Genomic DNA, 24,851 nt, shown 5'->3' with positions numbered 1-24,851 from the left:
CCCCGGTGGTGACCCCGCCCGCCCGGGGGCCCCCCTGTCATCTTTGGGGTGGGGGGGTTCCGGGGGGCCCTCCCCCGGCCCGCTGAGGCGCAACGATCACGCCCACAACAAGAGGGTTCAGGCGAGGATTAGCTCCAGCGTGCGCGGACCCCGGGGCTTCGCATCGAGCAGGTTCGCCTCGATCAGGGTCTGGTCCTTGCCCGAGCCGATCTCGGTGAGCAGCACCGAACCGACCAGCTCCTGCGCGGCCTTGAGCACGTCCTCGCTGGTCCGAGCCTCGGGCTCGCGCCGCAGCAGGTGCCCGGCGAGCACCCCGCGCGTGTGCTTCGCGTTGTGCGACACCACTGTCCGCTTCCCGTCGGTCTCGCGCAGCACGCGTACCTCCACCCATTCGGCGGCGCCGTCACCCGTCGTCCGCGGCCGCCAGGCGGCGACGTACGTCGCCGACCGGCAGTCGACGACGACGTCGCCCGCGGCCCGCGCGTCGAGCACCTCGGCGAGGGCGGGCTTCCAGAACGTGGCGAGCCGGCCGACGTCGGGCAGGCCCACGCCCATGCTGAGCCGGTAGGCGGGAATGCGGTCGCCGGGCGCGACCACGCCCCACAGCCCGGAAAACGTCAGGACGCTCGCGTGGGCGCGCTGCGCCGCGCCATCGGGCAGGGTGGCCAGGCCGGCCGCCGCGTACAGGACGCCCGTGTAGACCTCGGCCGCGCGGGCCGACGGCGCCGTGTGCAGCGTCGTGTTGCGCGCGACCTCGTCGGCGAGCCCCGCGCCGACCCCGAGCGCCGAGACGGCGTCGGGCCGCGCGCTGACCCTCGCGAGCTCGGCCAGGACCTGCTCGCGCCGTGCGGTGAGCTCCGGGTGGACCAGGGCGCTCAGGTCGACGGGAGCTGCGCCGTCGGGCGCGGGGGTCTTGCCCTCGGAGGGCGGGAGGAGCAACAGCACTCGCCCAGCCTAAGTTGCCCGGCGGCCCGGCTCGCCAGGGTCGGTGCGCACGGCGCTCGGCTGCCGCGTCGACGTCTGACGTACAGGTACTCTTCTACTGCGGACGAGTCGGTCGGACGGTCGCGTTGGGTGCCCTCGGGCGCCCGCCGAGGAACGTCCGGGCTCCACAGGGCAAGGTGGTGGTTAACAGCCACCCGGGGTGACCCGCGGGACAGTGCCACAGAAAACAGACCGCCTCCGGTCCTTGGACCGGAGGTAAGGGTGAAACGGTGGTGTAAGAGACCACCAGCGCTGCCGGTGACGGCAGCGGCTAGGTAAACCCCACCTGGAGCAAGGTCAGACAGACTGTGTTTGAGGGCTGCCCGCCCGACTCTCTTCGGAGAGGCACAGTCGGGTAGACCGCTCGAGCCCTGCGGCAACGCAGGGCCTAGATGGATGACCGTCGCCCGCGCGGGGGTAACCCGGCGCGGGAACAGAACCCGGCGTACAGACCGACTCGTCCGCTTTTAACGCTCTGACCTGCATCGGAGTGCTGGCCGAAGGCGGCCGGGACGAGGCCGATCGCGGCACGTGTCTGCTCCTCTTCGTCGAGCTACAGATCATCCTGCGGGCCCACCTAATCGTTTCAGTCCTTGCCAGGGTGCCGGCCCGCGAAGTTATGTGATGTCACACGACCGGAGTCTCTGTTCGGTCCCCCACCTGTCGAAGACGCCAGGTGTCGTAGAAGAGGAGTTGCGATGAGGACTACATCAAGACCTGGCCGTCGCACCTTGGTGGGTGCGGCGTTGTGCGTCGCATCGGTGGTTGCCGGTTTGATGGCTGCCGCGCCGGCGCAGGCTGCGGAGAGCACGTTGGGCGCCGCGGCTGCGCAGAGCGGGCGGTACTTCGGTGCGGCGGTGCCGGCTGGGCGGTTGAGCGAGTCGGCGTACACCACGATCTTGAACCGTGAGTTCAACATGATCACGGCCGAGAACGAGATGAAGATGGACGCGACCGAGCCGTCGCAGAACCAGTTCAACTTCTCACGTGGCGACCAGATCGCGAACTGGGCGATCCAGAACGGCAAGCAGGTGCGCGGCCACACTCTCGCGTGGCACGCCCAGCAGCCGGGCTGGATGCAGAGCATGGAGGGCAGCGCGCTGCGCAACGCGCTGCTCAACCACATCACGCAGGTCGCCACCCACTACCGCGGCAAGATCTACTCGTGGGACGTCGTCAACGAGGCGTTCGCCGACGGCGGTTCGGGTGGCCGGCGGGACTCGAACCTCCAGCGCACGGGGAACGACTGGATCGAGGCGGCGTTCAGGGCCGCGCGGGCGGCCGACCCGGGCGCCAAGCTCTGCTACAACGACTACAACACCGACGGGATCAACGCGAAGTCGACCGGGATCTACAACATGGTCAGGGACTTCAAGGCCCGTGGGGTGCCGATCGACTGTGTCGGGTTCCAGTCGCACCTAGGAACCTCGCTCTCCAGCGACTACCAGGCCAACCTGCAGCGGTTCGCGGACCTGGGTGTCGACGTGCAGATCACCGAGCTGGACGTGGAGCAGGGCAACAACCAGGCCAACATCTACGGAGCGGTGACTCGGGCGTGCCTCGCGGTCTCGCGGTGCAACGGCATCACGGTGTGGGGTGTGCGCGACGACACCTCCTGGCGCACGGACAACCCCCTGCTGTTCGACCGCTCGGGCAACAAGAAGCCCGCCTACTACGCCGTCCTCGACGCGCTCAACGGCGTCTCCTCGGGCAACACGTTCCGGCTGCGGAGCGAGTCTTCGGGCCGGTGCCTCGACGTGCCGAACGGCACCACCACCAACGGCACGGGCCTGCAGATCTGGGACTGCCACAACAACTCCAACCAGCAGATCACCCAGAGCGGCCAGACGCTGCGGATACTGGGCAAGTGCCTGGACGTCCCTGCGGACGCCGCGAACGGCACCCGGGTCCAGCTGTGGGACTGCAACGGGGGCAACAACCAGCAGTGGACGTCCAACGGCAGCTCGATCAGCAGCGTTCGGTTCCCGTCGCTGTGCCTCGACGTGAACGGCGCGGCCACAGCGAACGGCACGGCCGTGATCCTGTGGTCGTGCCACTCCAACGCGAACCAGCGGTGGAGCCGGGTTTGACCGGCAGTCGCTGACCCGCGGGGGGCTGGTTGGATGGGCACCCGTCCGACCAGCCGCCGCCCACGGACCGGGTCACGGAGGTTCGATCTCTGGCGTCGAGGCCAAGACCCGGCGACCATCGTATTCGGCAAGCAGACGTGCCCCGGCAAGAGGCGCTCGAACAACTGGCGACACTCTCGACGCTGGCAAGGTGGATCGATGGCTGCGCGCTGGTGACAGCACCCGGCGTCAATTGAGCCACTTCGGTCGCGGGCCAAGGCGTGCTGCGTGACTGCGAGTGGTGCTTCTTCGCCTCATCGGCCGCTCCGCAGCCCGACCGCTGCTGACGGGCCGTCGCCGGGAACACCGGTGACCGCCCGTTCGGTCTGTCAGGAGGTCTCCGCGAGCCAGGACGTCTTCGCGAGCCCTTCGGTCAGTTGCATGCAGCGCAAGCGGGCCGGGGAGAAGTCGTAGGGCATCTTTCCGGCGGCATCGAATGCGCTCATAGACCTTTGCCCACTGCCGGAGTGGTGGCTGGCCTCGTCCCCGTTCTCACTAGCGGTGATGGGGTGCAGAGCATCCCAGGACTCGAACAACGCATCGTCACTCTGCGCCAGGCCGGAATCCTCGATGACGGCTTCCAGCACCTTCTCGAACGCGTGCCGTTCGGCAGCCACCTGTGCCACGCGGGGGTCGTCAACAGCGACCGTGTCATCGAGTGCCTCCTCGGCGGCATCAACACGGTCGGACTCCTCCCGCAGTTCCGGGTGGGTGGCCAGGGCGATGTAACGGGTGGCGTTGACGGCCGCACCCAGAGGGCCGAAGATCCGCTCGATGACCAGCAGGCCGTCCAGGTCCGTCTGGCGCAGGGAGCCCTCGGGCAGGTTCTTGAGGCGGCTGGTGACGAAGTCGGAGAGCAGGCCCATCCTGCTGCCTTCGGTGCGCATACGCCGCACGGCGGTCCGCTGCCGCCGCAGCTCGGCTTCCTGGGCGGTGAGGGTTTCCTCCAGCCGCTCCAGGTTGCCCGCGATGCCGTGGTCGTTGTCGGCACCGGCAGAAGCCGTTCCGGCGAAGGCATCGCGGATGTCGTCCAGGGCGATCCCGGCGTCGGCCATCTTGCGGATCCACAGCAGCCGGATCATGTCCTCGTAGCCATAGCGGCGGCGGTCGTCACCGCCCCGCTCGGGCTCCGGGAGCAGGCCGATCTCGTGGTAGTGACGAATCGCCCGCGGTGTGGTGCCGACGAAGGCCGCCGCGTCACCGATCTTGACCTGGCGCGGCGGGATGAAGGACGAATACATGAGCGGGGCCTTCCTCACTGGGGCGGGACGTGAGTCCACCAGACCACATGCCGCTACGGCAGGTGCAACTCCAGGCACTCCCGCCCCGACCTCTGGAAGGGCGGGTCAGGGTGTCGTGCGGAAACTGCTCGGCGTTCTCCCGCGCCCACTGGGCGAAGGTTCAGGCCGGCCGGTGACGGCTTCGACGGTGGGCAGTACGATGCCGGCGGCGTCGGGCGGGTCGGTGGCCAGCTGCATTCCGAACTCGACGTAGTCGTCGTCGTATCCGTAGCCGCGAAGCCGGTCACGCTCGTCGTCCTCGGTGAGCTGCACGAAGGCGATATCCTGGCCGGTGGCTCCGGCAAGGACCTGTGCGCGCTCCCGTGGGGCGGTCCGTCCGATTCAAGCCTCTCCAACGCGCTCAGAGTGCGGTCAGGACGAACACGTGGCGGTCCGGGAAGACCCGGTACACGGCCGCCTGGCGCGCTGAAACACCGTCGCGGAGAGATCCGATGTCTGACATCCCACCGCAAGGACATCGCACCCTAATCGTTTAGATCCCCCCGGGCATTGACCGCATTTATTTAGACTCTCGTTGATTTTCAAGGCATCGCACGACAGGATTCCCCAGCGACTGGGAGCGCTTCCAGGCGACGCCTGGCCGCGTCCTCCGCGGCAACGGACCTCTCATACGATGCCGCCCCACAGGTCTCAACGATGCTGACCACAAGGAGTTTCGTCCTATGTCGAGATTCAGATCCGCTCTCGTGTGCCTCGCGGCCGCGATCGTCGTGGCGACGGCCGGGGGTGTGACAGCGCAGGCCGCCGAGACGTCCCAGGCCAGCGCTTCCGACGTCACCGCGGCCGCCAGCTCCGGCTGCGGGAAGGCCCCAACCCTCAACAGCGGCATGCACAACATCCAGAGCAGCGGCCAGAACCGCAGCTACATCCTCAAGGTCCCCGCGAACTACGACCGCAACAAGCCGCACAAGCTGATCTTCGGCAACCACTGGTTGGGCGGCACCGCCGAGCAGGTCGCCGGCGGCGGCTCCGACGGCGCCGTCTACGCGCACTACGGGCTCGACGCCCTGTCCAACGGCTCGGCGATCTTCGTCGCGCCGCAGGGCCTAGGCAACGGCTGGGCCAACTCGAACGGCCAGGATGTCGTGTTCTTCGACGACATGATCCGGACGATCGAAGCCGACCTCTGCGTCGACCAGGCGCAGCGGTTCTCCCTGGGCTTCAGCTATGGCGGCGCGATGAGCTACGCGCTGGCATGCGCCCGCCCGGACGTGTTCCGCGGGGTCATCGCGATCGCCGCGCCCGGCGGGATCAGCGGCTGCAGCGGGGGCACGGGAGCCGTGGCATACATGGGCGTCCATGGTGTCTCGGACAACATCGGCGCCGGGCGCGGCATGCGCGACCGGTTCCTCTCCAACAACGGCTGCGCCGCGCAGAACGCGCCGGAGCCCGCGGCGGGCAGCCTGACGCACACCCTCACCACCTACTCCTGCCGCGCCGGCTTCCCGGTCGTGTGGGCGCCGTTCGACGGCGGCCACCAGCAGGGACCGGTCGACGGTTGCCGCGGTTGCGAGAGCGGTGCCCGCAGCTGGGTGAAGAACGAGATCTGGCGCTTCATCAGCCAGTTCTCCTCCACCCCGCCCGCCGACAGCGGCGAGGTGCGCAACGGCGGCGCCGACCGCTGCCTGGACGTCTCGGCGCAGTCGCAGTCGAACGGTGCGGTCGTGCAGCTGTGGGACTGCCACGACGGGGCGAACCAGCAGTGGTCCGTCACCGCGTCGAAGCAGCTCTCCGTGTACGGCGGCAAGTGCCTCGACGCTGAAGGCGCCGGGACCTCACCGGGGACCAGGGCCATCATCTGGGACTGCCACGGCGGCGCGAACCAGCAGTGGAACGTGAACGCCAACGGCACGATCACCGGCGTCCAGTCGGGACTGTGCCTGGGCACGACCAACAACGGGACGGCCAACGGGACCGTGGCGGTCCTGTCGGCCTGCAACGGCTCGACGAGCCAGAACTGGGCCTTGAGCTAGTCCGCCGACCGGCGCACCCGCTGCACCGCGCACAAGTGAACGGGCCTTCCGCGAGGGGGCCCGTTCCGCTGCGCCCTTCAACGGCGAAGCGCCAGTCCGCATTGAACACGCGACCCGGATCGCACGTGACTGGAACGTCAAGGCGAGCGGTGTCGGGTACGTGACACGGTTCGACGTCGCCAAGGAGTCTCTCGACCGGTACGAGGTCCCAGCAGGCCGACGGGCAGACGATCCTCGAGTACCACTCCGCGTAGGAACCGGCTTCGCCGTACTCCTCAGGCGTGGCGTGGCCGGTGAAGGTGGCGGCGGGGGTACCTCAGTGGGCAGTCAGCTCGCGGGAGTGGCGGGCGCATGTAGATCGCTGTCGGTGCATGCGGTGCCGAATGTCAGCATCGGAGCGCTTTTCAGAGGCGACGAGGCATCAAGTGGTCATACCGAGGAGTTGGTGCGCGTAGGAGTTCCTTAGGTCGGCCACGAGCCGACGTTGCCACGGCCGACTGGCGATGCCATGGGTCAGCCGCCGAGCGGTGCGAGGCCTGGCCATGATTCGCGACGCGAGCTCGTGGGCTCGGGGCATCAGCTCCGCGCGCGTGACGACTTCGTTGACGATGCCGAGGCGTTCGGCCTCGTTCGCCGGGATTCCCTGGCCGGTGTAGACGATGTAGCTCGCCCTCTTCGGTCCCACAAGTTCGCACAGCGCGAGGAACATCCCGTCACCGGGGATCGAACCGGCGCTGAAATTCCCGTCACCGAAGACGGCGTCTTCGGTGCAAAGAGTCAGATCGCAGAGCAATGGGAGCTCCAATCGCGGGCCAGGACCGTTGATGGCCGCGATGGTTGGGACATCGATGTCGAAGACCAGTCGTTCGAGGAGTCTGACTCCGTCGTTGTACTGCTCGACGACGAGGTCGCTGTCCCACTGGTTCAGTGGTTCGGCGAAGGACCGTGCTTCGACTCCGGCCAGCCAGGAGTCGCCGGTGCCCGTGATGATGACGACCTCGTTGTCCCTGTCTGCACCCACCTCCCGGAGCAGGAGGTTCCAGGCGTTCAGCAATCCCCTGGACCAGCGGGCAGCTTGCCCTTGCCGGTGCATGCGGATGGTGAGGATGCCGTCTTGCCGGTCCAGGGCGAAGTGTGACTCGAACCGAACCCTGTACTCGCTGAGCGACGGACCGGGGATGAAGTTCCCGAGGTCACGGTCTCGGCCGGCGATTGCTTCGGACATATGAGCTCCCGGGTCCCGTCTTAAATGGGGTGTCAGCCCGTTTATGATGGTGACGCTAGCAGAGAGTGGGTTGCCGTGGTCGAAGAGAGACAACGTGGAGTTCGCGCAGACGCCCTCGCGAATCGCGAGCGGATCCTGGCGGCGGGCGCGCGGTTGTTCCGCCAGCACGGCGTGAACATGCCGTTGGACGCAGTGGCCAAGGCCGCCGGGGTCGGTTCGGCGACACTGCACCGCCACTTCAGCGGGAGGGTAGACCTGGTTCACTCCGTGCTGGATGCCGAAGCCGATCGCCTCGCCGCGCGGGCGGCCGAGCTGCAGTCAGTCAACCGCCCTGAACAGGCGCTGCGGGCCTGGCTGCTGGAGCTCGTCCAGTTCAGCACCTCGTTTCGCGGGCTCGCGACTTTGCTTGCTGCCAACGACGCCGACACAACTCTCGAAGCTCGGCACTACTCACTGACCGACGCTTGTCGCCGACTCCTCGTCGCTGCACAGGACACCGGACACCTCCGCACGACGATCGACGTCGGTGACCTGCTCAAGCTCGCGAACGGCATCGCTGTCGCCTCGGCCGGATCGGCGGATGTGGCCGCACGCCTGTTCGAGGTTGTCATGGACGGTCTCCAGACCCCCGCCCCACACGACCGCCCGCCGCCGGCGCGGCGGCCGCCGGAGTAGACAGCCCATCGAGCTGCGGTTCGGCGACAATCCCCGCAGTCGGCTTCGTGTTCGTTGCCGACGCAGCCCCGATCGTCAGTCGAGGCCTTCGATGATGCGGAAGTCGCGCTCGACGCCGTCGGAGAGGGCGACCAGCGCCTCCTGGTATGCGGCACTCTCGCGCGCCGCGACGGCCTGCTCGAAGCTGTCGAACTCGATCAGGATGGTGCGCTGGGCGATTCCGGCGTCGTGCGCCACGACTCGACCGTCGCGGGCGAGGATCCGCCCGCCCCCGGCCTTCACGGCCGGACGGGCCAGCTTGTTGTAAGCAGCCAGCTTCTCGGGGTCTGAAATGGTGCGGTAGACGCTGACCCAGTAGCCCTTGGGCATGGAACCTCCAGTGTTGGGATGAGTGCATCTGACTTACGGGTTGGTCTCGGACGAGCGTCGGCGGGCGAGAGCGAGGCTTGTCAGCGTCGTGATCGCCATGGCGCCGACGCCGACCAGCGCCGCGGTGGTGTAGGCGCTGTCGTCGGGGAAGAGGTGGCCGGGGTCGGTGCCCGCGGCGAGGATCAGGCCGCCGATGGCGCTGCCTAGGGAGTACCCGACGCTGCGGACGACGTAGTTGAAGCTCATGGCGCTCGACGTCTCGCTCTTGGGGGTGACCGCCAGGATGACGCCGGGCATGGCGGCCGAGAAGCTGCCGACGCCGAAGCCCAGCACGCCCATGGCCGCGACCAGTTCGGCCACGTTGGACCGGGCGGTGGCGAACAGGACAAACCCGCCGCCGACGATGGCGGCGCTGCCGGCCAGGAGCAGGGGGCCGTCGATCCGTTCGCGGACCCGCGGCGTGAGCTTGCCGGCGACGAACCCCAGCAGGGAGAACGGGATGAGCACCAGCCCCGCCACGAAGGTGGTCAGTCCGAAGCCGTAGCCGGCGCTGTGCGGGGTCTGCGCGTAGCGGGTGATGAGCGTGAGCAGAAGGTACATGCCGCTCCCGCCGACGAACATGGCGATGTTCGCCCCGGCGACCGCCGGGTGCCGTACCGCCCGGACGTCGACCAGGGGCGTCTTGGTTCGCAGTTCGGAAACGGTCCAGACGCAGAGCAGGAGTACGGCGGCGACGGCAAGGGTCACAGCCACGGCGAGGTGTCGGCTCCACAGGCTCATCTCGCCGGCCAGGAACAGGACGAGGAGCAGTCCACCCGCCAGGACGAGCGCACCGGCCACGTTCACGTGAGCGGAGCGGCCTTCGGGAGCTGCGGGCATGGAGCGCCACGCGGTCACGAAGGCGATGGAGGTGACGAGCAGGCCGAGGCCGTAGGCGGCCCGCAGCCCGCCGAGCTCGGCGAGCAGCGCGGCCAGCGGGTAGCCCACGCCAGCTCCGATGATGGAGACCACCGAGATCAGGGCGATCGTGGCTGCGCTGCGCTCCTCGGGAAGATGGTCGCGGGCCACGCCCATCATCAGCGCCGTGAGACCGAGTCCGACGCCTTGGGCCGCTCTGCCCACGAGCAGCCAGGCAAACGGCAGCGGCAGCACGGTGAGCGCGCTGCCGACGACGACGATCGCCAGCGTGGCGAGAATCGTGGCCCGCCGGTGCGGACCGGCTCCGAGCCGGCCGAGGACGGGTGTGGCGACGGCGCCGCTGAGCAGGGCGATGGTCAGCGTCCACTGCGCGCTGTCGAGGGAGACGTGGAACGTGGTCGCCACGCTGGTGATGAGCGGCGTCCCGAGGCTGGCGACCGCCGCCACGACCAGGGCGATGAACATCAGGGCGGGGACCAGCAGACGTGCCTCGGAACGTCTCAGGGCAGTGCTCATGGGCTGGTCATGAGCCTGGGCCGCGGTCACCGGCCCGACTCCTCTCGGGCGTGGCTTTCGAGCTCCGCCAGATGCAGCAGCGCCGGAAGGGCTGCTGCCAAGGCCTCGACCTCGTCACCAGTGAGTTCGTCGATCAACCGCGCGTACGCGTCGACGCCCGCCTGGCGTCGCGTCCGGACGTACGACGCGCCGGCCTCGGTCAGGCACACCAGCGTGACCCGCTTGTCGGACGGATCGCCCTTCCGCTCGACCATCCCGGATTCCTCCATCACCCGGACCAGGACGGTCATCGCGGGCTGGGTGACGCCCTCGGCCACCGCTAGATCGGTGATCCGTCGCGGGCCGGTCTTGTCCAGGGTGGCCAAGGTGGCGGCGGACGTCAGGCTCATGTCGCGGGGAAGGCGTCTCACGGCCCTGGTGGCAAGACCGTAGAGGGCTGACCCGATGGCATCGGAAGTGCCGTGCGCGGCGTCTCGGCGACTCACGCCTGAAGCATAGCAGATTCATATAAATCCTTTATGCAGTTCCGGTCAGGGTGTTCAGGCTGCGACGGGGCGTGCAATCGCCGACCTCCGCGGCCTGCAGACGTTCAGATTCCAGCGATCACTCCCGCTGCGTCTCGTCCTGCAGCCACTCCAGGTACTTCTGGTGCCCGCCGATCACCGGCGTCACCAGGACCTCCGGGACGTCGTAGGAATGCTCACGCACGAGGTACTCGGTCAGCCGCTCGGCAAGGGCAGCGGTCGTCTTGTACGTGACGCGCCACTCCTTAGTGGATGTCAGTCGCGGCCGAGCGGTACACATTGGCTACTCACAGCTGATCGAGCCAGGGGTGCTCCGGATGCAGGTTCTTGACGGTGCCGCGGAGCCAGTGGCGTTGGGCGACGTCGAGCAGCGGTAGCGCGACCTCGGCGTCGATGCGGTCCTTGTCGCGCGCGAGGCGCGATTTCATCATCAGGACGTGCTCGGGGCGTAGGTAGAGCAACCCGTCAGCGGCCGTCCAGGTGACCTCCTCCAGGGGTGCCACCTGGTCGGGCCAGCGCTTGTTGGTCCATTGCCCGTCGGTGTCCTTTGTGAACGGGACGTCGAGGATCCAGGGTGCCAGAGCGTTCTTCCTGATCCAGAGAGAGCTGTGGGGACTGACCTCCCGGAACCGGTCGTCGAACGGTCGGAGCCAGCTCTGGTCCATGTTCCACGGGGTGAACCGATCGCCGAGGAATCTCCGGAAAGCCTCCGCGTCGCTGGACAGGATCGAGATGTCGAGGTCGTCGTGCTGCCGCGGAACTCCGGTGAATGCCTCGATGGCCCAGCCACCGATGATCCACCACGGCCTGTCGAAGCCGTCCATGAAGTCCGCCGCCGAGGCGGGGGTCAGCGGCTCCCACGGGCCGTACCACTGGGCAAAGGCCTCGGGAGGGAGCGGGCGTGCTGCTGCGGGCTGCGGTGCCGGTGCATGGCTCACCTGTGAAACCTAGCTGCTGGCGACGCCGCGCACCCAGCACGGAGAACGAGGCACCGTCACTTGAGCAGCGCCTCGAGCTCTGGAAGTCGGCCGAACATGTCGGGGAGGCCGCGAATGCCGTTGCGCGCGGACTCGTGCGACAGTGCGAGGTCAGGACCGGTGCTCGCCTCGGCGCCGGCAAGGCAGCGGAGGATGTTCCACCGCGTGTGCCCCAGCCAGCCGCCGATCATGAAGACGAACCAGCTCGGACCCGACGGCGGCAGTTTCCCGCCCCCTGCGACGTACCCGTCGAGGACCGAGCGGAAGATCGCGGGCTCGACGGTGTCGAAGCCGGGTCCCTTCGCGAGGCTCAGCGCGGTCGAGCCGAGCTCACCGGACAGGTCGAGCATCCCCGAGAGCTCCCAGTCGAGCAGGACCGGCCGGCCGTCCCGGGCGAGGAGGTTCCACGGCTGGATGTCCTTGTGGGTCAGCACGACGGGGCCCGGCCTCTCGCAGGTCTCGACGAAGCGGGCGATCGCCAGGAACGTCTCGACGTGGGAGGCGAGCTCGTCGGCCCACGGCTGTCCGGTCGCCGCGGCCTGCGCGGCGAGCTCGGGCCAGTCCCGCGACGTCGGCTCCTCGATCGACGCGTGGGTCCATGGGACGTCGAGCGCGTGGATGCGTGCGAGGATCTCACCGATCTCGAACGCGTACGCCGCCGACACCGGCGCTTCGGGGATCTTCTCTCCCTCGACCCACCGGTGGACGAGCGTGTCGTGGCTGACTGAGATCGGCTCCGGCATCGGGATGCCGGCGGCGAAGGCCGCCTGCTCGAACCTGAAGACGTCTTCGGCGTGATAGACCGAGCGGCGGTCGACGAGGTTGAGCTCCTTCACCGCGAACGATCCCTGGTCGGTGTCGAGCCTGTACATCCGGTTGGCGAACCCGCCGTCGACGCGGGCCACAGGCCCGATCGGCGTCCCGAGAAGCGAAAGGTCCATGCCGCGGAATCTAAGGCACCACTGGGTGTGTCATCGATGGTTTTTCGCCTGCCACTCCCGAGGCGGAACCAAGTAGCGCGGAGCAACGGCACCATATCGCTGGAGCTGTAGGTCAGCGGTCCCTCATCTTGTCGACGGCGTCCTCGCCCTCTTCCACGACCTCGTGCGCGGCGTCCTTGACCTTGTCGCCCGCCTGCTTGGCCTCGGCTGCCAGGGTCTCGGCGCGGCCTTCGGCCTCCATCTCAGGGTCGTCCGTCGCGTCGCCGACGTTCTTCTTGAGGCGGCCCTTGGCCTCCTCGGCCTGGTGCTTGATCTTGTCGCCCATGCTCATGACGTCTCCTCACCTGGTGGAGCCCGGGCCGCACAGCCCGAGCGCCGTTCACGACCCTCGGGGCACTCTCCACCGTGTCACCGGTGGCGTTCACTCGCACCGCGCGCCGCGGCATCCGGCTCCGACCCGGAGCCCGGATTCGCGGCCGGGCACTTCGTCGCGCCCGAGGCCCGGTCCAGTCAGAAGTACGGATCAGTTTCCGGAAGGTCTTGTTCTCGAAGCCACGTCTCTCTATAGTCGTACGAACGTAAGCCAAACCTTCAGGAACTCATGACGACTGCGGCTCGGCAGATCGATGCCGAGCTGATCGCCCACGTGGGGTCCGGCAGGGATGTCGACAACTCCGGAGAGGCACGATCATGACGTCCGAAGGCAAAACAGGACTGGAAGTAGAGGAACGCGGCGCGACCTTGGTCGTGCGCATCAACGGCGGCGAGCACGCGCTGCTGGATCCAGGCATGGCGGCCCAGCTCGGCAGGCTCGTCGACAGGGCCGACAAGGATCCCAGCGTCCACGCCGTCGTGTTCACGGGAGCCCACCCCGATCGATTCCTGAGCCACGCGGACATCACCTGGCTCCAGGAGGGCGGCGTCGGGTTCCCGCCCATCAATACCCGTACCGCGGGGTTCGTCTTCCGCATCGCGACCGCCATCAACAAGATGCCGGGCATCAGGACACTCGCAGGCAAGACCAAGCTGAAGACACTCCTGCAGCTGGATGGCCTGCACGCGACGTTCCTCAAGATGAACGCGAGCGGCACCATCTTCATCGCGGCACTGAACGGCTCGGCGCTCGCCATCGGCGCAGAGTTCGCCTGGGCATGTGACGTGCGGATCATGGCAGACGGAGACTTCGTCATCGGCCTGACCGAGGTGCTGCTCGCGCTGACCCCGGGAGGCGGCGGCTCCCAGCGACTGACCCGCTTGATCGGCTCCCGGCAATCGCTGGCCGCGATCCTGGAGGGCAAGCCGTTCACGCCTGCAGAAGCCCTCGCGCTCGGCGCTGTCGACGAAGTGGTGCCGCAGGACAAGGTGCTCGAGCGCGCGATCGAGCGAGCCGAGTACCTGAGCCTGCGGTCGAAGAAGTCGCTCGGGGCGATCAAGCGGTCGGTGTACTTCGGCTCCTCGATGCCGCTGTTGGCCGGCCTGCAGTTCGAGCACGCGGAGTTCCTCGTGAGAGATCAGGCCAAGGAAGCCCAGAGGCGGATGCTCGAATACGTCGTCGCGACGGAAGAGACGGGCGATCTGCCCTTGCTGGACGCCAAGACGTACGCCCAGGCACTGCGCGACGGCCGCATCGGCGGTGGTTCGAACGAATAGCACGAACTGACAAGAGCGACGAGGCGTCAGCGACCCCAACGTCCCGATGCGCGTCATCGGCTGAGCGAGTTGCCCGCGGAGCAATCTCCTGCTCGACTTGCCGGGCGACAGCCAAGGAGGCGCCCATATGACCGACCACGTGCCCGACCCCCACGCTGCGGGCGTCGCGAACTTCGCTTATGAGATGGGCGTCCTCAAGCGCCTACGCCGTGCCGGATGGTGGCAGGCCGGCGTCCGGGACCCGGAGTCGGTCGCCGAGCACAGCCTGCGGGTGGCGCAGCTCGCCGCGCTGATCGCCGCGGAGGAGGGCGCCGACCCCGCTCGTGCGGCGTACCTGGGGCTGTGGCACGACTCGCAGGAGACCCGGATCACCGACCTCCCGCACTCGGCGCGCCGCTACATCGGGGAGAAGGCCGACAACGAGACGATCACCCGGGACCAGGTCGTCTACCTGCCGGACGCGGCGGCGAAGACGGTCACCGAAGCCGTGGTCGAGTACGAGGCACGGGAGACGCTGGAAGCACGGTGCGCCAAGGACGCAGACAAGCTGGAATGCCTCCTCCAGGCCCTGGAGTACCGGGCGGCGGGCTACCAGCACGTCCAGAAGTGGATCGACAGCTCCCGCGTGGGCCTGACGACGTCGTTCGCGTCCCGCGTGGCCGACGCCGCACTGGCGGGCAGCACCATGACCTGGCACGACCAGGCCCAGTCCTGACTCGCGCAGTCCGCAGGTTGTCCGCAAGACCCGCACGGGCCTCGAATCGATTGGTCAGGTGCCCGCTCCCTCCAGTACAACGATCGCCATGAGCTGGGTAGCGAACGTCATGATCTCGGTCGACATGGACGACAACGAGAACGCGGAGGCGCTGAGCGAGTGGCTGCGGACGGAAGCGCCTCGGTCGTCGAGTCCTGAGCCCCGTGGGGTGGGGTACCTGAGGTTGCTCACCGGTGTGGAGAACGAACAGTGGGGCGGGTGGAAGGTCCCCGAGTGCGAGGTGTGGGCAGGCGCGTTGAACCACGCCGACCTCGATGCCCTCCGGAAGAGGTTCTTCGAGATGCCGTGGCGGGTGCCGAATGCGGTGCAGCTTCTGGTGATGGACCAGCACGAGTACTTCTTCCGGCTGTGGATGATCCGCGGCGGCGAGCTGCGACAGTTCGCGCCGCTGGCACCGAACGAGAAGGACGAGGACTTCTTCCAGGAGTGAGGTACGCGCAGGTCATCGCCTCAAGAACGCCGAGCGGGTGAGATCCGCGCCGATCCCTGTTCGGGCCTGACGCCCTGTGCGAGCATGCGAGACCGGGACGGCCGCCCGGGCCCGTTCGTCCGTCCGATCGGGGAGGCAGAAGATGCTGCAAGGTCTGGGGATGTCTGGCACGGCCGAGTCGGTGTACCTGCAGATGCTGCGGGATCGCGACGCGGGGCCGGACCGGATCGCGAACACGCTCGGGATCGACGAGGCGGAGGTCCGAGAGGCGCTGGACGAGCTGTCCCGCCTGATGCTCGTCGAGGACTCTTGGGCCGGTGGCGAGGGTCTTCGTCCGGTCAGCCCGGAGCTGGGGCTCGCCGCACTGCTCGCCCGGGAGCAGGCGGAGGTCGCGCGGCGCAACCAGGAGATCGAGGAGGGCCGGGTGGCTCTCGCACGTCTCGTCTCCGAGCTCCAGAACGCGCGCAAGGGGTCGGACGTCGAGATCCTCGAGACCGCGGATGAGGCGAGGGACCGCCTCGCGACGCTCACCGAGCAGTGCACCCACGAGCTGTGCACGTTCGTGCCCACCCGGGCCACATCTCCCCGTGCGATGGGATCGAGCCGCGCACTGAGCCAGACCTTGCTGGACCGCGGCGTCCGGATGCGCACGGTCTACCTGGAGAGCATCCGCAACGACCAGGCGACCTGGGACCATGCGACGTGGCTACGGAACAACGGGGCCGAGGTGCGACTCGCCGCGACCGTCCCGGTCCGACTGCAGATCATCGACCAGGACCACGCGATGGTTCCCCTGGCCGACACCATCTCGGGTTCCGGGGCAGTCGTGATGACCTCGCCCGGAGTGGTGGCCGCCCTCATGGCCCTGTTCACGCAGATCTGGCGTACGGCGACCCCGCTCGGTGCGGGGCGGCAGCGGGACGACGACGGCCTGTCGGTCCAGGAGCACGAGCTGCTCCGGCTGTGGGCCAAGGGCGCGACCGACGAGGCGGCGGGCCGCAGGCTCGGCGTGTCCCTGCGGACGGTACGCCGCCTGAGCAGCGGCCTCATGGAGCGCCTCGACGCCTGCAGCCGCTTCCAGGCCGGAGCGCGAGCGCTGGACCGCAGCTGGCTGGATCCGGCAGATCTCAGCTGAGGCCCGCCGGCCCCCAGACCCTGACGCTGCCCAGGGTCCAGCCGGGCAGGTCGAGGGAGTCGGCAGCGGCCAGGACGAGGCGGCACCCGGTCGCCGCCGCCTGGTCCAGCGGGACCAGGAGGAAGACCACCACGCCGAAGCCGGCGGGCCGCAGGCCGGCGTAGACGTGCACCAGCTCGTCCTGCGGAACGGCCGCGGCCTGGACCGCCTCGACGAGTTTCGCCGACGTGGTCCAGGCCGCGGTGGGTGGCGCCTCGACAGTGATGCTGACGATGCGCATCGATGCTCAGGGCAGGACGGCGGTCGGCAGAGCCGACTCCCACTGCGGGGCCGACTCCCACTGCGGGTCCGCCGCGACGGCGGCTCCCTGGCCCGCGGCGCTGAGCAGGAGCACGGTCAGGACGACGGCCGCGGCGCGCTGGCCGGTGTTGAGCTGCACGATGTCTCTCCGTTCGATGTCGGGGTTTCTCAGCGTGCCGGGATCACATGGTCACCCGGATCCCGAAGTCGCCTCCGTACACATTGGTCACGTGCACGCTCGTCGAGTTACGGGGTGGCGCCGCCTCGACCATCTGGCCGTTTCCTAGGTATATCGCCGTGTGGTAGGTGCTCGACCAGCCGCCCCACATGATGAGGTCGCCGCGCTGCAGGTTGCTCATCGAGACCTTCGTCCCCTTGCTGAGGTGGGCGCCGGTGTACGTGCCGATGTCGACGCCGGCACCATGCCAGAACGCGTACTGCGTCAGGCCCGAGCAGTCGAAGCCGAACCGGCCCCGGTCGTCGTAGCCGCCCGGGCTGCAGCAGATGCCGTAGGTCGGGCCGTACTTGTTGCCGCCGCCCCACGAGTAGGAGTAGCCCTGACCGGTCTGCGCCAGCGCGGCCTGGATGACCCGCTCGACCTTCTGCGCGTAGTCGCCGCTGGTGTCCCCGCCGGGGTCGCCCGGGTCGACAGGGCCGCTGGAGACCGGGCACTCGGTGCCCGTGATGAACTTGTGGGAGGCGTTGTTGTTGTACAGCGTGCCGTTGAGTTGACCCTTGAAGCCCGCCGCCAGGGCCTGCGCGGAACCGCCGTAGTAGCTGTTGTAGTAGACGCAGACCGTCTTGCTGGATCGGTTCCACACCGACGCGGCGTTGTTCTTGATGCACTCGCCCTGGCCGGCGCCCGCGCCCTTGTAGTCGTAGCACGACGGCTGCGTCGCGCCGTAGTCACCGACCGAGTCGGTGAAGTCCGAGATGGACCCCGCGTTGCCGCTGTTGTAGTAGTAGCAGAGCTCACCGCTCTCGCAGGTTCCGCTGCGGGAACCGCCGCCGGCAGAGGGCGCCCCGACGAACTGGTGCGAGGCGTTGTTGTTGTAGAGCGTGCTGTTGAGGTTGCCCTTGTAGCCCGCCGCGATGTCCTGGTAGGAGCCGCCGTAGTTGCTGTTGTAATAGACGCGGACCGTCTTGGTGGACCTGTTCCACACGGAGGCCGCGTTGTTCTTGATGCATTCGCCCTGGCCGGCGCCCGCGCTCTTGAAGTCGTAGCACGACGGCTGCGTCGAGGCGTAGTCGCTGACAGAGCCGGCGAAGTCCGAGACGGACCCCGCGTTGTCGCTGTTGTAGTAGTAACAGAACTCGCCGCTGTCGCAGACCCCGTCACGTGCGGCGGCAGACGCTGGCGCCGCCACACCGACCACGGCCCCCAGGATCGAGGCCACCAACGAGATCACCGCGAGAAGCGCAGACGCTCTTCTCATCAACATGCTCCCTTCATCGGGTCGCAGGACGACCCGGTGACGTCTCTGCCGGCCAGGGATTCCGGGCCGGGTACGGAGATCGTGGCAACAGCCGAAGCGCGCGGATAGTGGGAGCAGGGTGCCAAGGCTCCTTGCTGCCAGCCCGGAGACGGTCGTCCGTCAGTAGCCGGTGCCGGTCTTCGCCTGCGTGCGCTCGGCGGGGTGCACGCCGCCCTTGAGGTCGAGGGTTTCGCAGGCGGTCACGATGTCCTGCGTCAGCCGGTCGACCTGGGCGCGGCTCATCGTCTCCTTGACCAGGGCGCGCAGGATCTTCACCCCCTGCGCGTCCGGGGGGAGCGTGTACGCCGGCACCATCCAGCCACGTTCGGCCGCGAGCTGCCAGGCGACGTCGGACTCGTCGTACCCGACGTGGTCGCCCGCGAGCCGGAAGGCGACCAGCGGGAGCTGCTCGGCGTCGTCGCCGATCACCTCGAAGCGCCCGGTGTCGCGCAGGTTGGCCGCCAGCACCCGGGCGTTCTGCTGCATCTGGCTCATCACGTAGGTGTAGCCCTCGCGGCCGAGACGAACGAAGTTGTAGTACTGGGCGAGGACCATGGCCGCGCCGGTCGAGAAGTTGAGCGTGAACGTCGCGTCGGTCTTGCCGAGGTAGTTCTCGTAGAAGACGAGGTCCTGGGCGAGGTCGGACTCCTCGCGGAAGACCAGCCAGCCGATCCCCGGGTAGACCAGGCCGTACTTGTGCCCGGAGACGTTGATGGACCGGACCTGCTCGAGCCGGAAGTCCCAGGCCGAGTCGGGGTAGAGGAACGGCCAGACGAAGCCTCCGCTGGCGCCGTCGACGTGCAGCGGGATGTCGAGCCCGCGGTCGGCCTTCACGTCCAGGAGCAGCCCGTTGATCCCGACGATGTCGTCCATGTGCCCGGTGAACGTGGTGCCCAGGACGGCGGCGACGCCGATGGTGTTCTCGTCGAGGTGCGGGGCCACGTCGTCGGGGCCGATCGTGTACTTGTCCGGGGCGAGCGGGATGATCCGGGGCTCGACGTCGAAGTAGCGGCAGAACTTCTCCCAGACCACGTGCACGTCGCCGCCGAAGACGAGGTTGGGCTTGTCCACGGACAGCCCTGCGGCCTCGCGGCGCTCCTTCCACTTCCACTTCAGCGAGAGCGCGCCGAGCATGATCGCCTCCGACGATCCCTGGGTGCGGCACCCGGTGGTCTCGCCGGGCGCGTGGAACAGGTCGGCGAGCATCCGGACGCAGCGCTGCTCGATCTCCGCGGAGATCGGGTACTCGGCGTGGTCGATGAAGTTGCGGTGCAGGTTCTCGGCGATGATCCGCTGCGCCTCGGGCTCCATCCACGTGGTGACGAAGGTCGCCAGGTTGCGCATCGGGTCGCCCTCGAGGGCGAGGTCCTCGTCCAGCATCCGCATCGTGTCGGTGGGGCTCATGCCGTTGGCCGGGAACACCGTGGACGGCGCCTCCTCGGTGAGGAAGCGGTTGCCGTAGAGCGCCGTGCTGCGCTCGTCGCGCGTGGTCGCCATGAATTCGAGTGAAGCACGGCCGATTCACGCCGTCGACCGGAGCAGGGGCCCGGGGCCGAGGTTCGCGCCCGGCGCCGTCCATGGCAGCATGCGGTGCATGAAGCTGCACGAGCGGATCGAAGGCCGGCTACGCGAGTTCGTCGAGCGACAGCAGATGTTCTTCGTCGCGACGGCGCCGCTCGCCGCGGACGGGCACGTCAACGTCTCGCCGCGCGGTGTCCCCGGCACGTTCGCCGTGCTCGACGACCACACGTTCGCGTGGCTCGACGGCACCGGGAGCGGGAGCGAGACGGTGGCGCACCTCCGCGAGAACGGCCGGATCACCCTGATGTTCTGCGCGTTCGACGGCCCGCCGAACATCGTCCGCTTCCACGGCACCGGCCGCGTCGTGACCCGGTACGACGACGAGTACCCCGCCCTCGCGAGCCGGTTCACCGACATCCCGGGCGCTCGTGCCGTCATCGTGGTCGACGTCGAACGCGTCTCCGACAGCTGCGGCTGGGGCGTGCCCCTCATGTCCTACGCGGGGGAGAGGGACATCATCGCGCCGTACTTCGAGCGCAAGGGCGAGGAAGGGCAGCAGGAGTTCCGGCGTCGCAACAACCTGACGAGCATCGACGGCCTGCCGGCCTACGACGTCGACCCGCTCGACGAGCCGGACCCGGCCTTGTGACAGGCCGGACGCAGGACCTGGCGCCCGCCTGGACGACGCCCGTCGCCGGGCTTGCGGAGGGACTGCTCCGGACGGACCGTGGGAGTGGCAGTGCCCACGCTGGTGGTCCCGAAAGGAAGAGAACCATGCCCAAGGCATCGAAGACAAGCGCATCAGAAACCGTTGAGGTGGAGGGCTACGAGGGTCACCTGGAGAAATTCGAAGGGGGCTATACGGTGGCCTTCGAGAAGTACACCGCCGATGCCGACCTCTCACCGTTCTTCAAGGGACTGCCGGACGACGAGTGCCAGGCAGCCCATTGGGGATACGTTCTCGCGGGCAAGCTGACGTTCAAGACCTCCTCCGGCGAGGAGACGTTCGAGACCGGCGACGCCTACTACGTCCCCCCGGGCCACACCCCGGTGCTCTACGCCGGCACCGAGGTCGTCGAGTTCAGCCCGACCGAGGAGCTGCAGCGGACCCTCGACGTGGTCACGAAGAACATGGAATCCGCCGGCTGAGGCTTGCCGGCGGAGGTCGTCGGCCTCCACCGGACCGGGCCGGTCACGCCCTGAGCGCTCTCGCGAGCTCCTCGGTCGTCGTCACCGGCCGGTCGCACACGAACCCTCGGCACACGTACGCCGCCGCGCGCCCGTCGACAAGCGGACGGTCGGCAAGCAGGGGCACGCCTGGGGCGTCCGGCTCTCCGACGGCGACCACCAGCCCGGGCGACGTCGCGCCCCGCGCCACCTCCTCGAGCGCGGCACGCGCCAAGTCGTCGTGCCCGACGACGGCGACCTGCAGCGGGCCGGCGGCGAGCGCCTCCGCGACCGCGAGCGCCCATCCCGCGAACCGTGGCGCCTGCCGGGCCAGCCCGCCGGCCGCGGCGACCGCGGCCTCGGCGGCCCGACGGTGCCGCGACGAACCCGTGAGCGCGGCGTACGTGCACAGGGCGCCGGCGAGCGACGACTGCCCCGCGGGCTCGGCCCCGTCCGTCGGATCCTTCGGCCGGCTCACGAGGCGCTCGGCGTCGTCGGCCACGTCGAAGAAGCCCCCGGCGCCGTCGCCGAACCGGGCCAGTGCGACGTCGAGCAGGTCGCCGGCGGCCTGGAGCCACCGTGCCTCCCCGGTCGCCTGGTGCAGCGTGAGGAGGCCCTCGGCGAGGTCACCGTGGTCGGCCGCGACTCCGGGTGCGGCACCGACGACGCCCTCGCGCGACGCCCGCCGCAGCCGCCCGTCGACGAGGTGGAGGCGCAGGACCAGCTCGGCGCACTCCCGTGCGGCGGAGACGTAGCGCGGGACGTCGAGCAGGGCGCCCGCCTCGGCGAGGGCGGCGATCGCCAGGCCGTTCCACGCGGTGACGACCTTGTCGTCGCGGGCGGGCTGGGGCCGCGCGGCCCGGGCCTCGGCGAGCCGCGCCCGCGCCGCCGTCCACCAGTCCGGGTCGGGATCGTCGGGCAGCTGGAGGGTCGAGGCACCGCTCTCGAACGTGCCCTCGGGCGTGACGGACAGGACCTCGGCGGCGCGAGCGCCGTCGTCGGGCCCCAGGACCTCCGTGAGCTGCTCGGGGGTCCAGACGTAGGTGAGTCCCTCGACGCCGTCGGTGTCGGCGTCGAGCGCGGAGGCGAACGCGCCCTCGGGAGTGCGCAGGTCCGCCAGGAGGAAGCTGGTGGTCTCGCGGGCGACGCGTGCGGCGAGCGACGAGCCGGTCGCGCGGTACAGGTGCAGGTAGACGCGCAGGAGCTGGGCGTTGTCGTACAGCATCTTCTCGAAGTGCGGCACGACCCAGGCGGCGTCGACCGAGTACCGCGCGAACCCGCCCGCGAGCTGGTCGTAGATGCCGCCGCGGGCCATGGCCTCGCACGTACGCTCGACGAGGCGCAGCGCCTCGGCGTCGCCGGTGCGGGCGTGGTGGCGCAGGAGGTGCTCGAGCGTCATCGACGGCGGGAACTTGGGCGCGCCGCCGAACCCGCCCCGTACCGGGTCGGCGTAGCGCGCCATGAGCCGCGTGGCGCGGTCGAGCGCGGCGTCGCCGAGCACCTCGGGCGTGAGTCGCGAGGACCTGAGCGCGATTGCCTCGGTGATCGCCGCACCTTGCTGCACGACGGCGTCGCGACGTTGCGTCCACGCCTCCGTGACCGCGTCGAGCAGCGCGAGGAACTGCTCGCGCGGGTAGTACGTGCCGCAGTAGAACGGCTCGCCGTCCGGGGTGAGGAAGCAGGTCATGGGCCAGCCGCCCTGCCCGGTCAGCTCGGTCGTCGCGGTCATGTAGACGTTGTCGACGTCGGGACGCTCCTCGCGGTCGACCTTGACCGCGACGAACCGGGAGTTGATCGCGGCGGCGACGTCGTCGTCCTCGAACGACTCGTGCGCCATCACGTGGCACCAGTGGCACGCCGCGTACCCGACGGACAGCAGGACCGGCACCTCGCGCCGCCGGGCCTCGGCGAACGCCTCGTCGCCCCATTCCCGCCAGTCGACGGGATTCTCCGCGTGCTGGAGGAGGTAGGGACTGGTCGCTGTTGCCAGACGGTTCGGCATCCCACCAGCCTGACACCCTGCGACGGCGTCCGCTCCCGCCCTGGCAGCGCCACAGCCGAACCCAGCGCGATCCCGCCGGAGATGTCTTGTATATGACGACAAGGTTCGATAACGTTATCGATAAATCTACCGCTGCTGAGAACCTGTTCGCGACAACGATGTTAGCGCTCACACAGTCTGGTTCCACGCAGGCGGCTCCCCATGAGCCGCGGCCCTGATCACGCCGCAGGTAGGGCACCACCTATGCCCAGGCACAGCCAGTGCAGGCTGCGCCCTGACAGATATGGAGCGAAGGATGAGGAAGTCCATCGCAAGTCTCGCACTGGGGCTGGCGGCGACGCTGGTGCTGGCCTCAGCAGCAGTGTTGCCGACCACGCAGGCCCCGCCCGCCGCCGCGGCGAGCGCCAACCTGCTCACCAACGGCGACATGGAGAACGGCACCACGGGCTGGTCGGTCTTCGGCGCCGGCTCGCTGGCGTCCAGCACGAGCGTGGTCCACGGCGGCAGCCGTTCCCTCTCGCAGACCGGTCGGACGGCGTCGTGGAACGGTCCCGCCCAGACCGTCACCTCCGCGCTCACGAACAGCACCAGCTACTCGGCGAGCGTCTGGGTGCGCTCCCAGAGCGGGACGCCGACCGGCCGGGTCACGCTGGCGGTGACCGCCGGCGGCACGACGAGCTACATCAACCTGGCGCAGGGGGCCGTGAACTCCTCCGGCTGGACGCAGCTCACCGGCACCGCGACCGTGTCCTGGTCCGGGACCCTGTCGTCCGCCACGTTCTATGTGGAGACCGCCGCCGGCACGGACAGCCTCTACGTCGACGACGCCTCGTTCGTGAGCAACTCGACGTCGGCCTGCGACCTGCCGTCGTCCTACCGGTGGTCGTCCACCGGTGCCCTGGCGAACCCGAAGCCGGGCTGGGTCTCGCTCAAGGACTTCACCACGGTGCCGTACAACGGCAAGCAGCTCGTCTACGCTACGACCCACGACGCGGGCACGTCCTGGGGCTCGATGAACTTCGGCCTCTTCACCAACTGGTCGGACATGGCCGGCGCCACGCAGAACACCATGTCCTCCGGGACGGTGGCCCCGTCGCTCTTCTACTTCGCCCCGCGGAACATCTGGGTGCTCACGTACCAGTGGGGCCCGTCCCCGTTCATGTACCGGACCTCCAGCGACCCGACGAACGCGAACGGCTGGTCGGCCGCGAGCCCGCTGTTCACCGGGTCGATCTCCGGCTCCGGCACCGGACCCATCGACCAGACGATCATCGGCGACGGTACGAACATGTACCTGTTCTTCGCCGGGGACAACGGGAAGATCTACCGGGCCAGCATGCCGATCGGCAACTTCCCGGGCAGCTTCGGCAGCTCCTACGAGACCATCATGAGCGACACGACGGCCAACCTGTTCGAGGCCCCTCAGGTCTACAAGCTCAAGGACCAGAACAAGTACCTGATGATCGTCGAGGCGATGGGAGCGAACGGACGGTACTTCCGCTCGTTCACGGCGACCAGCCTCTCCGGTTCCTGGACGCCGCAAGCCGCGACGGAGAGCAACCCGTTCGCCGGCAAGGCCAACAGCGGCGCCACCTGGACCAACGACATCAGCCACGGTGAGCTCATCCGCACCAGCGCCGACCAGACCATGACCATCGACCCCTGCAATCTGCAGCTCCTGTACCAGGGTCGCTCGCCCAGCTCGGACGGGATGGACTACGGCCTGCTCCCGTACCGGCCGGGCCTGCTCACGCTCCAGCGGTAGGTCCGAGGCTCCGTCGTCGCCGCGCACCCGGGCCCCCGGGGGGCCGCGCCCCGCGCCCCCCCACGGGTACAGCGGCAGCCTGAGTGGTTGCCCCTGCGC

Annotated in this window: 26 protein-coding genes and 1 other RNA gene; 11 read left to right on the top strand and 16 right to left on the bottom strand. The window is 68.8% G+C overall.

From position 1 onward, the window contains the following. Nucleotides 1-117: 117 nt before the first annotated feature. Nucleotides 118-945, bottom strand: coding sequence for a YaaA family protein (locus tag ACFT2C_RS25615; protein WP_377209915.1), 828 nt, complete (start codon nt 943-945; stop codon nt 118-120). Between the two features lie 104 nt (nt 946-1,049). Here ACFT2C_RS25615 and rnpB point away from each other — a divergent pair. Together rnpB and ACFT2C_RS25605 are read left to right on the top strand one after the other, a co-directional pair. After that, nucleotides 1,050-1,448, top strand: an RNA gene (gene rnpB / locus ACFT2C_RS25610) — RNase P RNA component class A. 312 nt (nt 1,449-1,760) lie between these two features. Beyond that, nucleotides 1,761-3,074 carry an endo-1,4-beta-xylanase gene (locus ACFT2C_RS25605; RefSeq protein WP_377209914.1) on the top strand — a complete coding sequence of 438 codons (1,314 nt, stop codon included), beginning with the start codon at nt 1,761-1,763 and terminating at the stop codon, nt 3,072-3,074. Between the two features lie 368 nt (nt 3,075-3,442). Here the strand turns inward: ACFT2C_RS25605 and ACFT2C_RS25600 are convergent, their stop codons facing one another. Continuing rightward, complete coding sequence (locus ACFT2C_RS25600; RefSeq protein WP_377209913.1) at nt 3,443-4,354, bottom strand: MerR family transcriptional regulator; 912 nt, start codon at nt 4,352-4,354, stop codon at nt 3,443-3,445. 105 nt (nt 4,355-4,459) lie between these two features. Then, a complete protein-coding gene (locus ACFT2C_RS25595; protein ID WP_377209912.1) occupies nt 4,460-4,666 on the bottom strand; it encodes a hypothetical protein in 207 nt (68 codons plus the stop codon). Between the two features lie 410 nt (nt 4,667-5,076). Between ACFT2C_RS25595 and ACFT2C_RS25590 the strand changes: the two genes are divergently transcribed. Then, nucleotides 5,077-6,387, top strand: coding sequence for a ricin-type beta-trefoil lectin domain protein (locus ACFT2C_RS25590; RefSeq protein ID WP_377209911.1), 1,311 nt, complete (start codon nt 5,077-5,079; stop codon nt 6,385-6,387). A gap of 421 nt (nt 6,388-6,808) precedes the next feature. Here the strand turns inward: ACFT2C_RS25590 and ACFT2C_RS25585 are convergent, their stop codons facing one another. Beyond that, a complete protein-coding gene (locus tag ACFT2C_RS25585) occupies nt 6,809-7,612 on the bottom strand; it encodes an enoyl-CoA hydratase/isomerase family protein (protein WP_377209910.1) in 804 nt (267 codons plus the stop codon). Nucleotides 7,613-7,687: 75 nt separating this feature from the next. Between ACFT2C_RS25585 and ACFT2C_RS25580 the strand changes: the two genes are divergently transcribed. Beyond that, the gene (locus ACFT2C_RS25580; RefSeq protein ID WP_377209909.1) at nt 7,688-8,287 is read left to right on the top strand and encodes a TetR/AcrR family transcriptional regulator; all 600 of its coding nucleotides are present in this window, start codon (nt 7,688-7,690) and stop codon (nt 8,285-8,287) included. Nucleotides 8,288-8,362: 75 nt separating this feature from the next. Here ACFT2C_RS25580 and ACFT2C_RS25575 read toward each other — a convergent pair whose 3' ends face one another. From ACFT2C_RS25575 to ACFT2C_RS25545, 7 genes are all read right to left on the bottom strand, one after another. Next, complete coding sequence (locus ACFT2C_RS25575) at nt 8,363-8,656, bottom strand: DUF1330 domain-containing protein (protein WP_377209908.1); 294 nt, start codon at nt 8,654-8,656, stop codon at nt 8,363-8,365. 33 nt (nt 8,657-8,689) lie between these two features. Then, nucleotides 8,690-10,090, bottom strand: a complete 1,401-nt coding sequence (locus ACFT2C_RS25570; protein ID WP_377209907.1) for an MFS transporter — start codon at nt 10,088-10,090, stop codon at nt 8,690-8,692. Nucleotides 10,091-10,116: 26 nt separating this feature from the next. Continuing rightward, complete coding sequence (locus ACFT2C_RS25565; RefSeq protein WP_377209906.1) at nt 10,117-10,575, bottom strand: MarR family winged helix-turn-helix transcriptional regulator; 459 nt, start codon at nt 10,573-10,575, stop codon at nt 10,117-10,119. A 118-nt stretch (nt 10,576-10,693) separates the two neighbouring features. After that, nucleotides 10,694-10,894 (bottom strand): divalent cation tolerance protein CutA, encoded by a 201-nt coding sequence (cutA, locus tag ACFT2C_RS25560; RefSeq protein WP_377209905.1) that lies wholly within the window; start codon nt 10,892-10,894, stop codon nt 10,694-10,696. 7 nt (nt 10,895-10,901) lie between these two features. Next, nucleotides 10,902-11,552 (bottom strand): nucleotidyltransferase domain-containing protein, encoded by a 651-nt coding sequence (locus tag ACFT2C_RS25555; protein WP_377209904.1) that lies wholly within the window; start codon nt 11,550-11,552, stop codon nt 10,902-10,904. Between the two features lie 56 nt (nt 11,553-11,608). Beyond that, the gene (locus tag ACFT2C_RS25550) at nt 11,609-12,532 is read right to left on the bottom strand and encodes a phosphotransferase family protein (RefSeq protein ID WP_377209903.1); all 924 of its coding nucleotides are present in this window, start codon (nt 12,530-12,532) and stop codon (nt 11,609-11,611) included. 112 nt (nt 12,533-12,644) lie between these two features. Next, nucleotides 12,645-12,863, bottom strand: coding sequence for a CsbD family protein (locus ACFT2C_RS25545; RefSeq protein WP_377209902.1), 219 nt, complete (start codon nt 12,861-12,863; stop codon nt 12,645-12,647). Nucleotides 12,864-13,222: 359 nt separating this feature from the next. On the opposite strand from ACFT2C_RS25545, the gene ACFT2C_RS25540 reads away from it, so the two are divergent. The 4 genes from ACFT2C_RS25540 to ACFT2C_RS25525 all read left to right on the top strand — a co-directional run bounded on the left by ACFT2C_RS25540 (nt 13,223) and on the right by ACFT2C_RS25525 (nt 16,522). Next, a complete protein-coding gene (locus ACFT2C_RS25540; RefSeq protein WP_377209901.1) occupies nt 13,223-14,182 on the top strand; it encodes an enoyl-CoA hydratase/isomerase family protein in 960 nt (319 codons plus the stop codon). Between the two features lie 127 nt (nt 14,183-14,309). Next, complete coding sequence (locus ACFT2C_RS25535; protein ID WP_377209900.1) at nt 14,310-14,897, top strand: HD family hydrolase; 588 nt, start codon at nt 14,310-14,312, stop codon at nt 14,895-14,897. 88 nt (nt 14,898-14,985) lie between these two features. Continuing rightward, entirely contained in the window at nt 14,986-15,387 is a 402-nt protein-coding gene (locus tag ACFT2C_RS25530; RefSeq protein ID WP_377209899.1) for a squamosa promoter-binding protein 15, read from the top strand. Nucleotides 15,388-15,547: 160 nt separating this feature from the next. Further along, complete coding sequence (locus ACFT2C_RS25525) at nt 15,548-16,522, top strand: LuxR C-terminal-related transcriptional regulator (RefSeq protein ID WP_377209898.1); 975 nt, start codon at nt 15,548-15,550, stop codon at nt 16,520-16,522. On the opposite strand, the gene ACFT2C_RS25520 is transcribed toward ACFT2C_RS25525, so the two are convergent. The 4 genes from ACFT2C_RS25520 to ACFT2C_RS25505 form a co-directional block, all read right to left on the bottom strand. Continuing rightward, nucleotides 16,515-16,802, bottom strand: coding sequence for a hypothetical protein (locus tag ACFT2C_RS25520; protein WP_377209897.1), 288 nt, complete (start codon nt 16,800-16,802; stop codon nt 16,515-16,517). The genes ACFT2C_RS25525 and ACFT2C_RS25520 overlap by 8 nt on opposite strands. A gap of 6 nt (nt 16,803-16,808) precedes the next feature. Next, on the bottom strand, nt 16,809-16,961 hold the full coding sequence (locus tag ACFT2C_RS25515; protein ID WP_377209896.1) for a hypothetical protein: 153 nt from the start codon (nt 16,959-16,961) through the stop codon (nt 16,809-16,811). A 43-nt stretch (nt 16,962-17,004) separates the two neighbouring features. Further along, nucleotides 17,005-18,258 carry a peptidase inhibitor family I36 protein gene (locus ACFT2C_RS25510; RefSeq protein ID WP_377209895.1) on the bottom strand — a complete coding sequence of 418 codons (1,254 nt, stop codon included), beginning with the start codon at nt 18,256-18,258 and terminating at the stop codon, nt 17,005-17,007. Between the two features lie 159 nt (nt 18,259-18,417). After that, nucleotides 18,418-19,794 carry a glutamate decarboxylase gene (locus ACFT2C_RS25505; RefSeq protein WP_377209894.1) on the bottom strand — a complete coding sequence of 459 codons (1,377 nt, stop codon included), beginning with the start codon at nt 19,792-19,794 and terminating at the stop codon, nt 18,418-18,420. Nucleotides 19,795-19,891: 97 nt separating this feature from the next. On the opposite strand from ACFT2C_RS25505, the gene ACFT2C_RS25500 reads away from it, so the two are divergent. Then, entirely contained in the window at nt 19,892-20,467 is a 576-nt protein-coding gene (locus tag ACFT2C_RS25500) for a pyridoxamine 5'-phosphate oxidase family protein (protein ID WP_377209893.1), read from the top strand. Between the two features lie 125 nt (nt 20,468-20,592). After that, nucleotides 20,593-20,967, top strand: a complete 375-nt coding sequence (locus ACFT2C_RS25495; RefSeq protein WP_377209892.1) for a hypothetical protein — start codon at nt 20,593-20,595, stop codon at nt 20,965-20,967. Nucleotides 20,968-21,010: 43 nt separating this feature from the next. On the opposite strand, the gene ACFT2C_RS25490 is transcribed toward ACFT2C_RS25495, so the two are convergent. Continuing rightward, nucleotides 21,011-22,987, bottom strand: a complete 1,977-nt coding sequence (locus ACFT2C_RS25490; protein WP_377209891.1) for a thioredoxin domain-containing protein — start codon at nt 22,985-22,987, stop codon at nt 21,011-21,013. A gap of 295 nt (nt 22,988-23,282) precedes the next feature. On the opposite strand from ACFT2C_RS25490, the gene ACFT2C_RS25485 reads away from it, so the two are divergent. Continuing rightward, on the top strand, nt 23,283-24,752 hold the full coding sequence (locus ACFT2C_RS25485; RefSeq protein WP_377209890.1) for a non-reducing end alpha-L-arabinofuranosidase family hydrolase: 1,470 nt from the start codon (nt 23,283-23,285) through the stop codon (nt 24,750-24,752). The last annotated feature ends 99 nt before the right edge of the window (nt 24,753-24,851 follow it).

The organism is Promicromonospora sp. NPDC057138, from assembly GCF_042670845.1.
GTDB lineage: Bacteria > Actinomycetota > Actinomycetes > Actinomycetales > Cellulomonadaceae > Promicromonospora.
The sequence above is the reverse complement of the archived record's forward strand: the minus strand, read 5'-3'. Positions and strand labels throughout refer to the sequence as shown.

What these genes read in the sequence shown, in the direction of transcription:
- ACFT2C_RS25605 (WP_377209914.1), top strand. Translation starts at nt 1,761, where the DNA reads ATGGCTGCCGCGCCGGCGCAGGCTGCGGAGAGCACGTTGGGCGCCGCG.
- ACFT2C_RS25600 (WP_377209913.1), bottom strand. Translation starts at nt 4,354, where the DNA reads ATGTATTCGTCCTTCATCCCGCCGCGCCAGGTCAAGATCGGTGACGCG.
- ACFT2C_RS25590 (WP_377209911.1), top strand. Translation starts at nt 5,077, where the DNA reads ATGTCGAGATTCAGATCCGCTCTCGTGTGCCTCGCGGCCGCGATCGTC.
- ACFT2C_RS25585 (WP_377209910.1), bottom strand. Translation starts at nt 7,612, where the DNA reads ATGTCCGAAGCAATCGCCGGCCGAGACCGTGACCTCGGGAACTTCATC.
- ACFT2C_RS25575 (WP_377209908.1), bottom strand. Translation starts at nt 8,656, where the DNA reads ATGCCCAAGGGCTACTGGGTCAGCGTCTACCGCACCATTTCAGACCCC.
- ACFT2C_RS25570 (WP_377209907.1), bottom strand. Translation starts at nt 10,090, where the DNA reads ATGAGCACTGCCCTGAGACGTTCCGAGGCACGTCTGCTGGTCCCCGCC.
- cutA (WP_377209905.1), bottom strand. Translation starts at nt 10,894, where the DNA reads ATGTGTACCGCTCGGCCGCGACTGACATCCACTAAGGAGTGGCGCGTC.
- ACFT2C_RS25550 (WP_377209903.1), bottom strand. Translation starts at nt 12,532, where the DNA reads ATGGACCTTTCGCTTCTCGGGACGCCGATCGGGCCTGTGGCCCGCGTC.
- ACFT2C_RS25545 (WP_377209902.1), bottom strand. Translation starts at nt 12,863, where the DNA reads ATGAGCATGGGCGACAAGATCAAGCACCAGGCCGAGGAGGCCAAGGGC.
- ACFT2C_RS25540 (WP_377209901.1), top strand. Translation starts at nt 13,223, where the DNA reads ATGACGTCCGAAGGCAAAACAGGACTGGAAGTAGAGGAACGCGGCGCG.
- ACFT2C_RS25535 (WP_377209900.1), top strand. Translation starts at nt 14,310, where the DNA reads ATGACCGACCACGTGCCCGACCCCCACGCTGCGGGCGTCGCGAACTTC.
- ACFT2C_RS25530 (WP_377209899.1), top strand. Translation starts at nt 14,986, where the DNA reads ATGAGCTGGGTAGCGAACGTCATGATCTCGGTCGACATGGACGACAAC.
- ACFT2C_RS25525 (WP_377209898.1), top strand. Translation starts at nt 15,548, where the DNA reads ATGTCTGGCACGGCCGAGTCGGTGTACCTGCAGATGCTGCGGGATCGC.
- ACFT2C_RS25520 (WP_377209897.1), bottom strand. Translation starts at nt 16,802, where the DNA reads ATGCGCATCGTCAGCATCACTGTCGAGGCGCCACCCACCGCGGCCTGG.
- ACFT2C_RS25510 (WP_377209895.1), bottom strand. Translation starts at nt 18,258, where the DNA reads ATGAGAAGAGCGTCTGCGCTTCTCGCGGTGATCTCGTTGGTGGCCTCG.
- ACFT2C_RS25505 (WP_377209894.1), bottom strand. Translation starts at nt 19,794, where the DNA reads ATGGCGACCACGCGCGACGAGCGCAGCACGGCGCTCTACGGCAACCGC.
- ACFT2C_RS25500 (WP_377209893.1), top strand. Translation starts at nt 19,892, where the DNA reads ATGAAGCTGCACGAGCGGATCGAAGGCCGGCTACGCGAGTTCGTCGAG.
- ACFT2C_RS25495 (WP_377209892.1), top strand. Translation starts at nt 20,593, where the DNA reads ATGCCCAAGGCATCGAAGACAAGCGCATCAGAAACCGTTGAGGTGGAG.
- ACFT2C_RS25490 (WP_377209891.1), bottom strand. Translation starts at nt 22,987, where the DNA reads ATGCCGAACCGTCTGGCAACAGCGACCAGTCCCTACCTCCTCCAGCAC.
- ACFT2C_RS25485 (WP_377209890.1), top strand. Translation starts at nt 23,283, where the DNA reads ATGAGGAAGTCCATCGCAAGTCTCGCACTGGGGCTGGCGGCGACGCTG.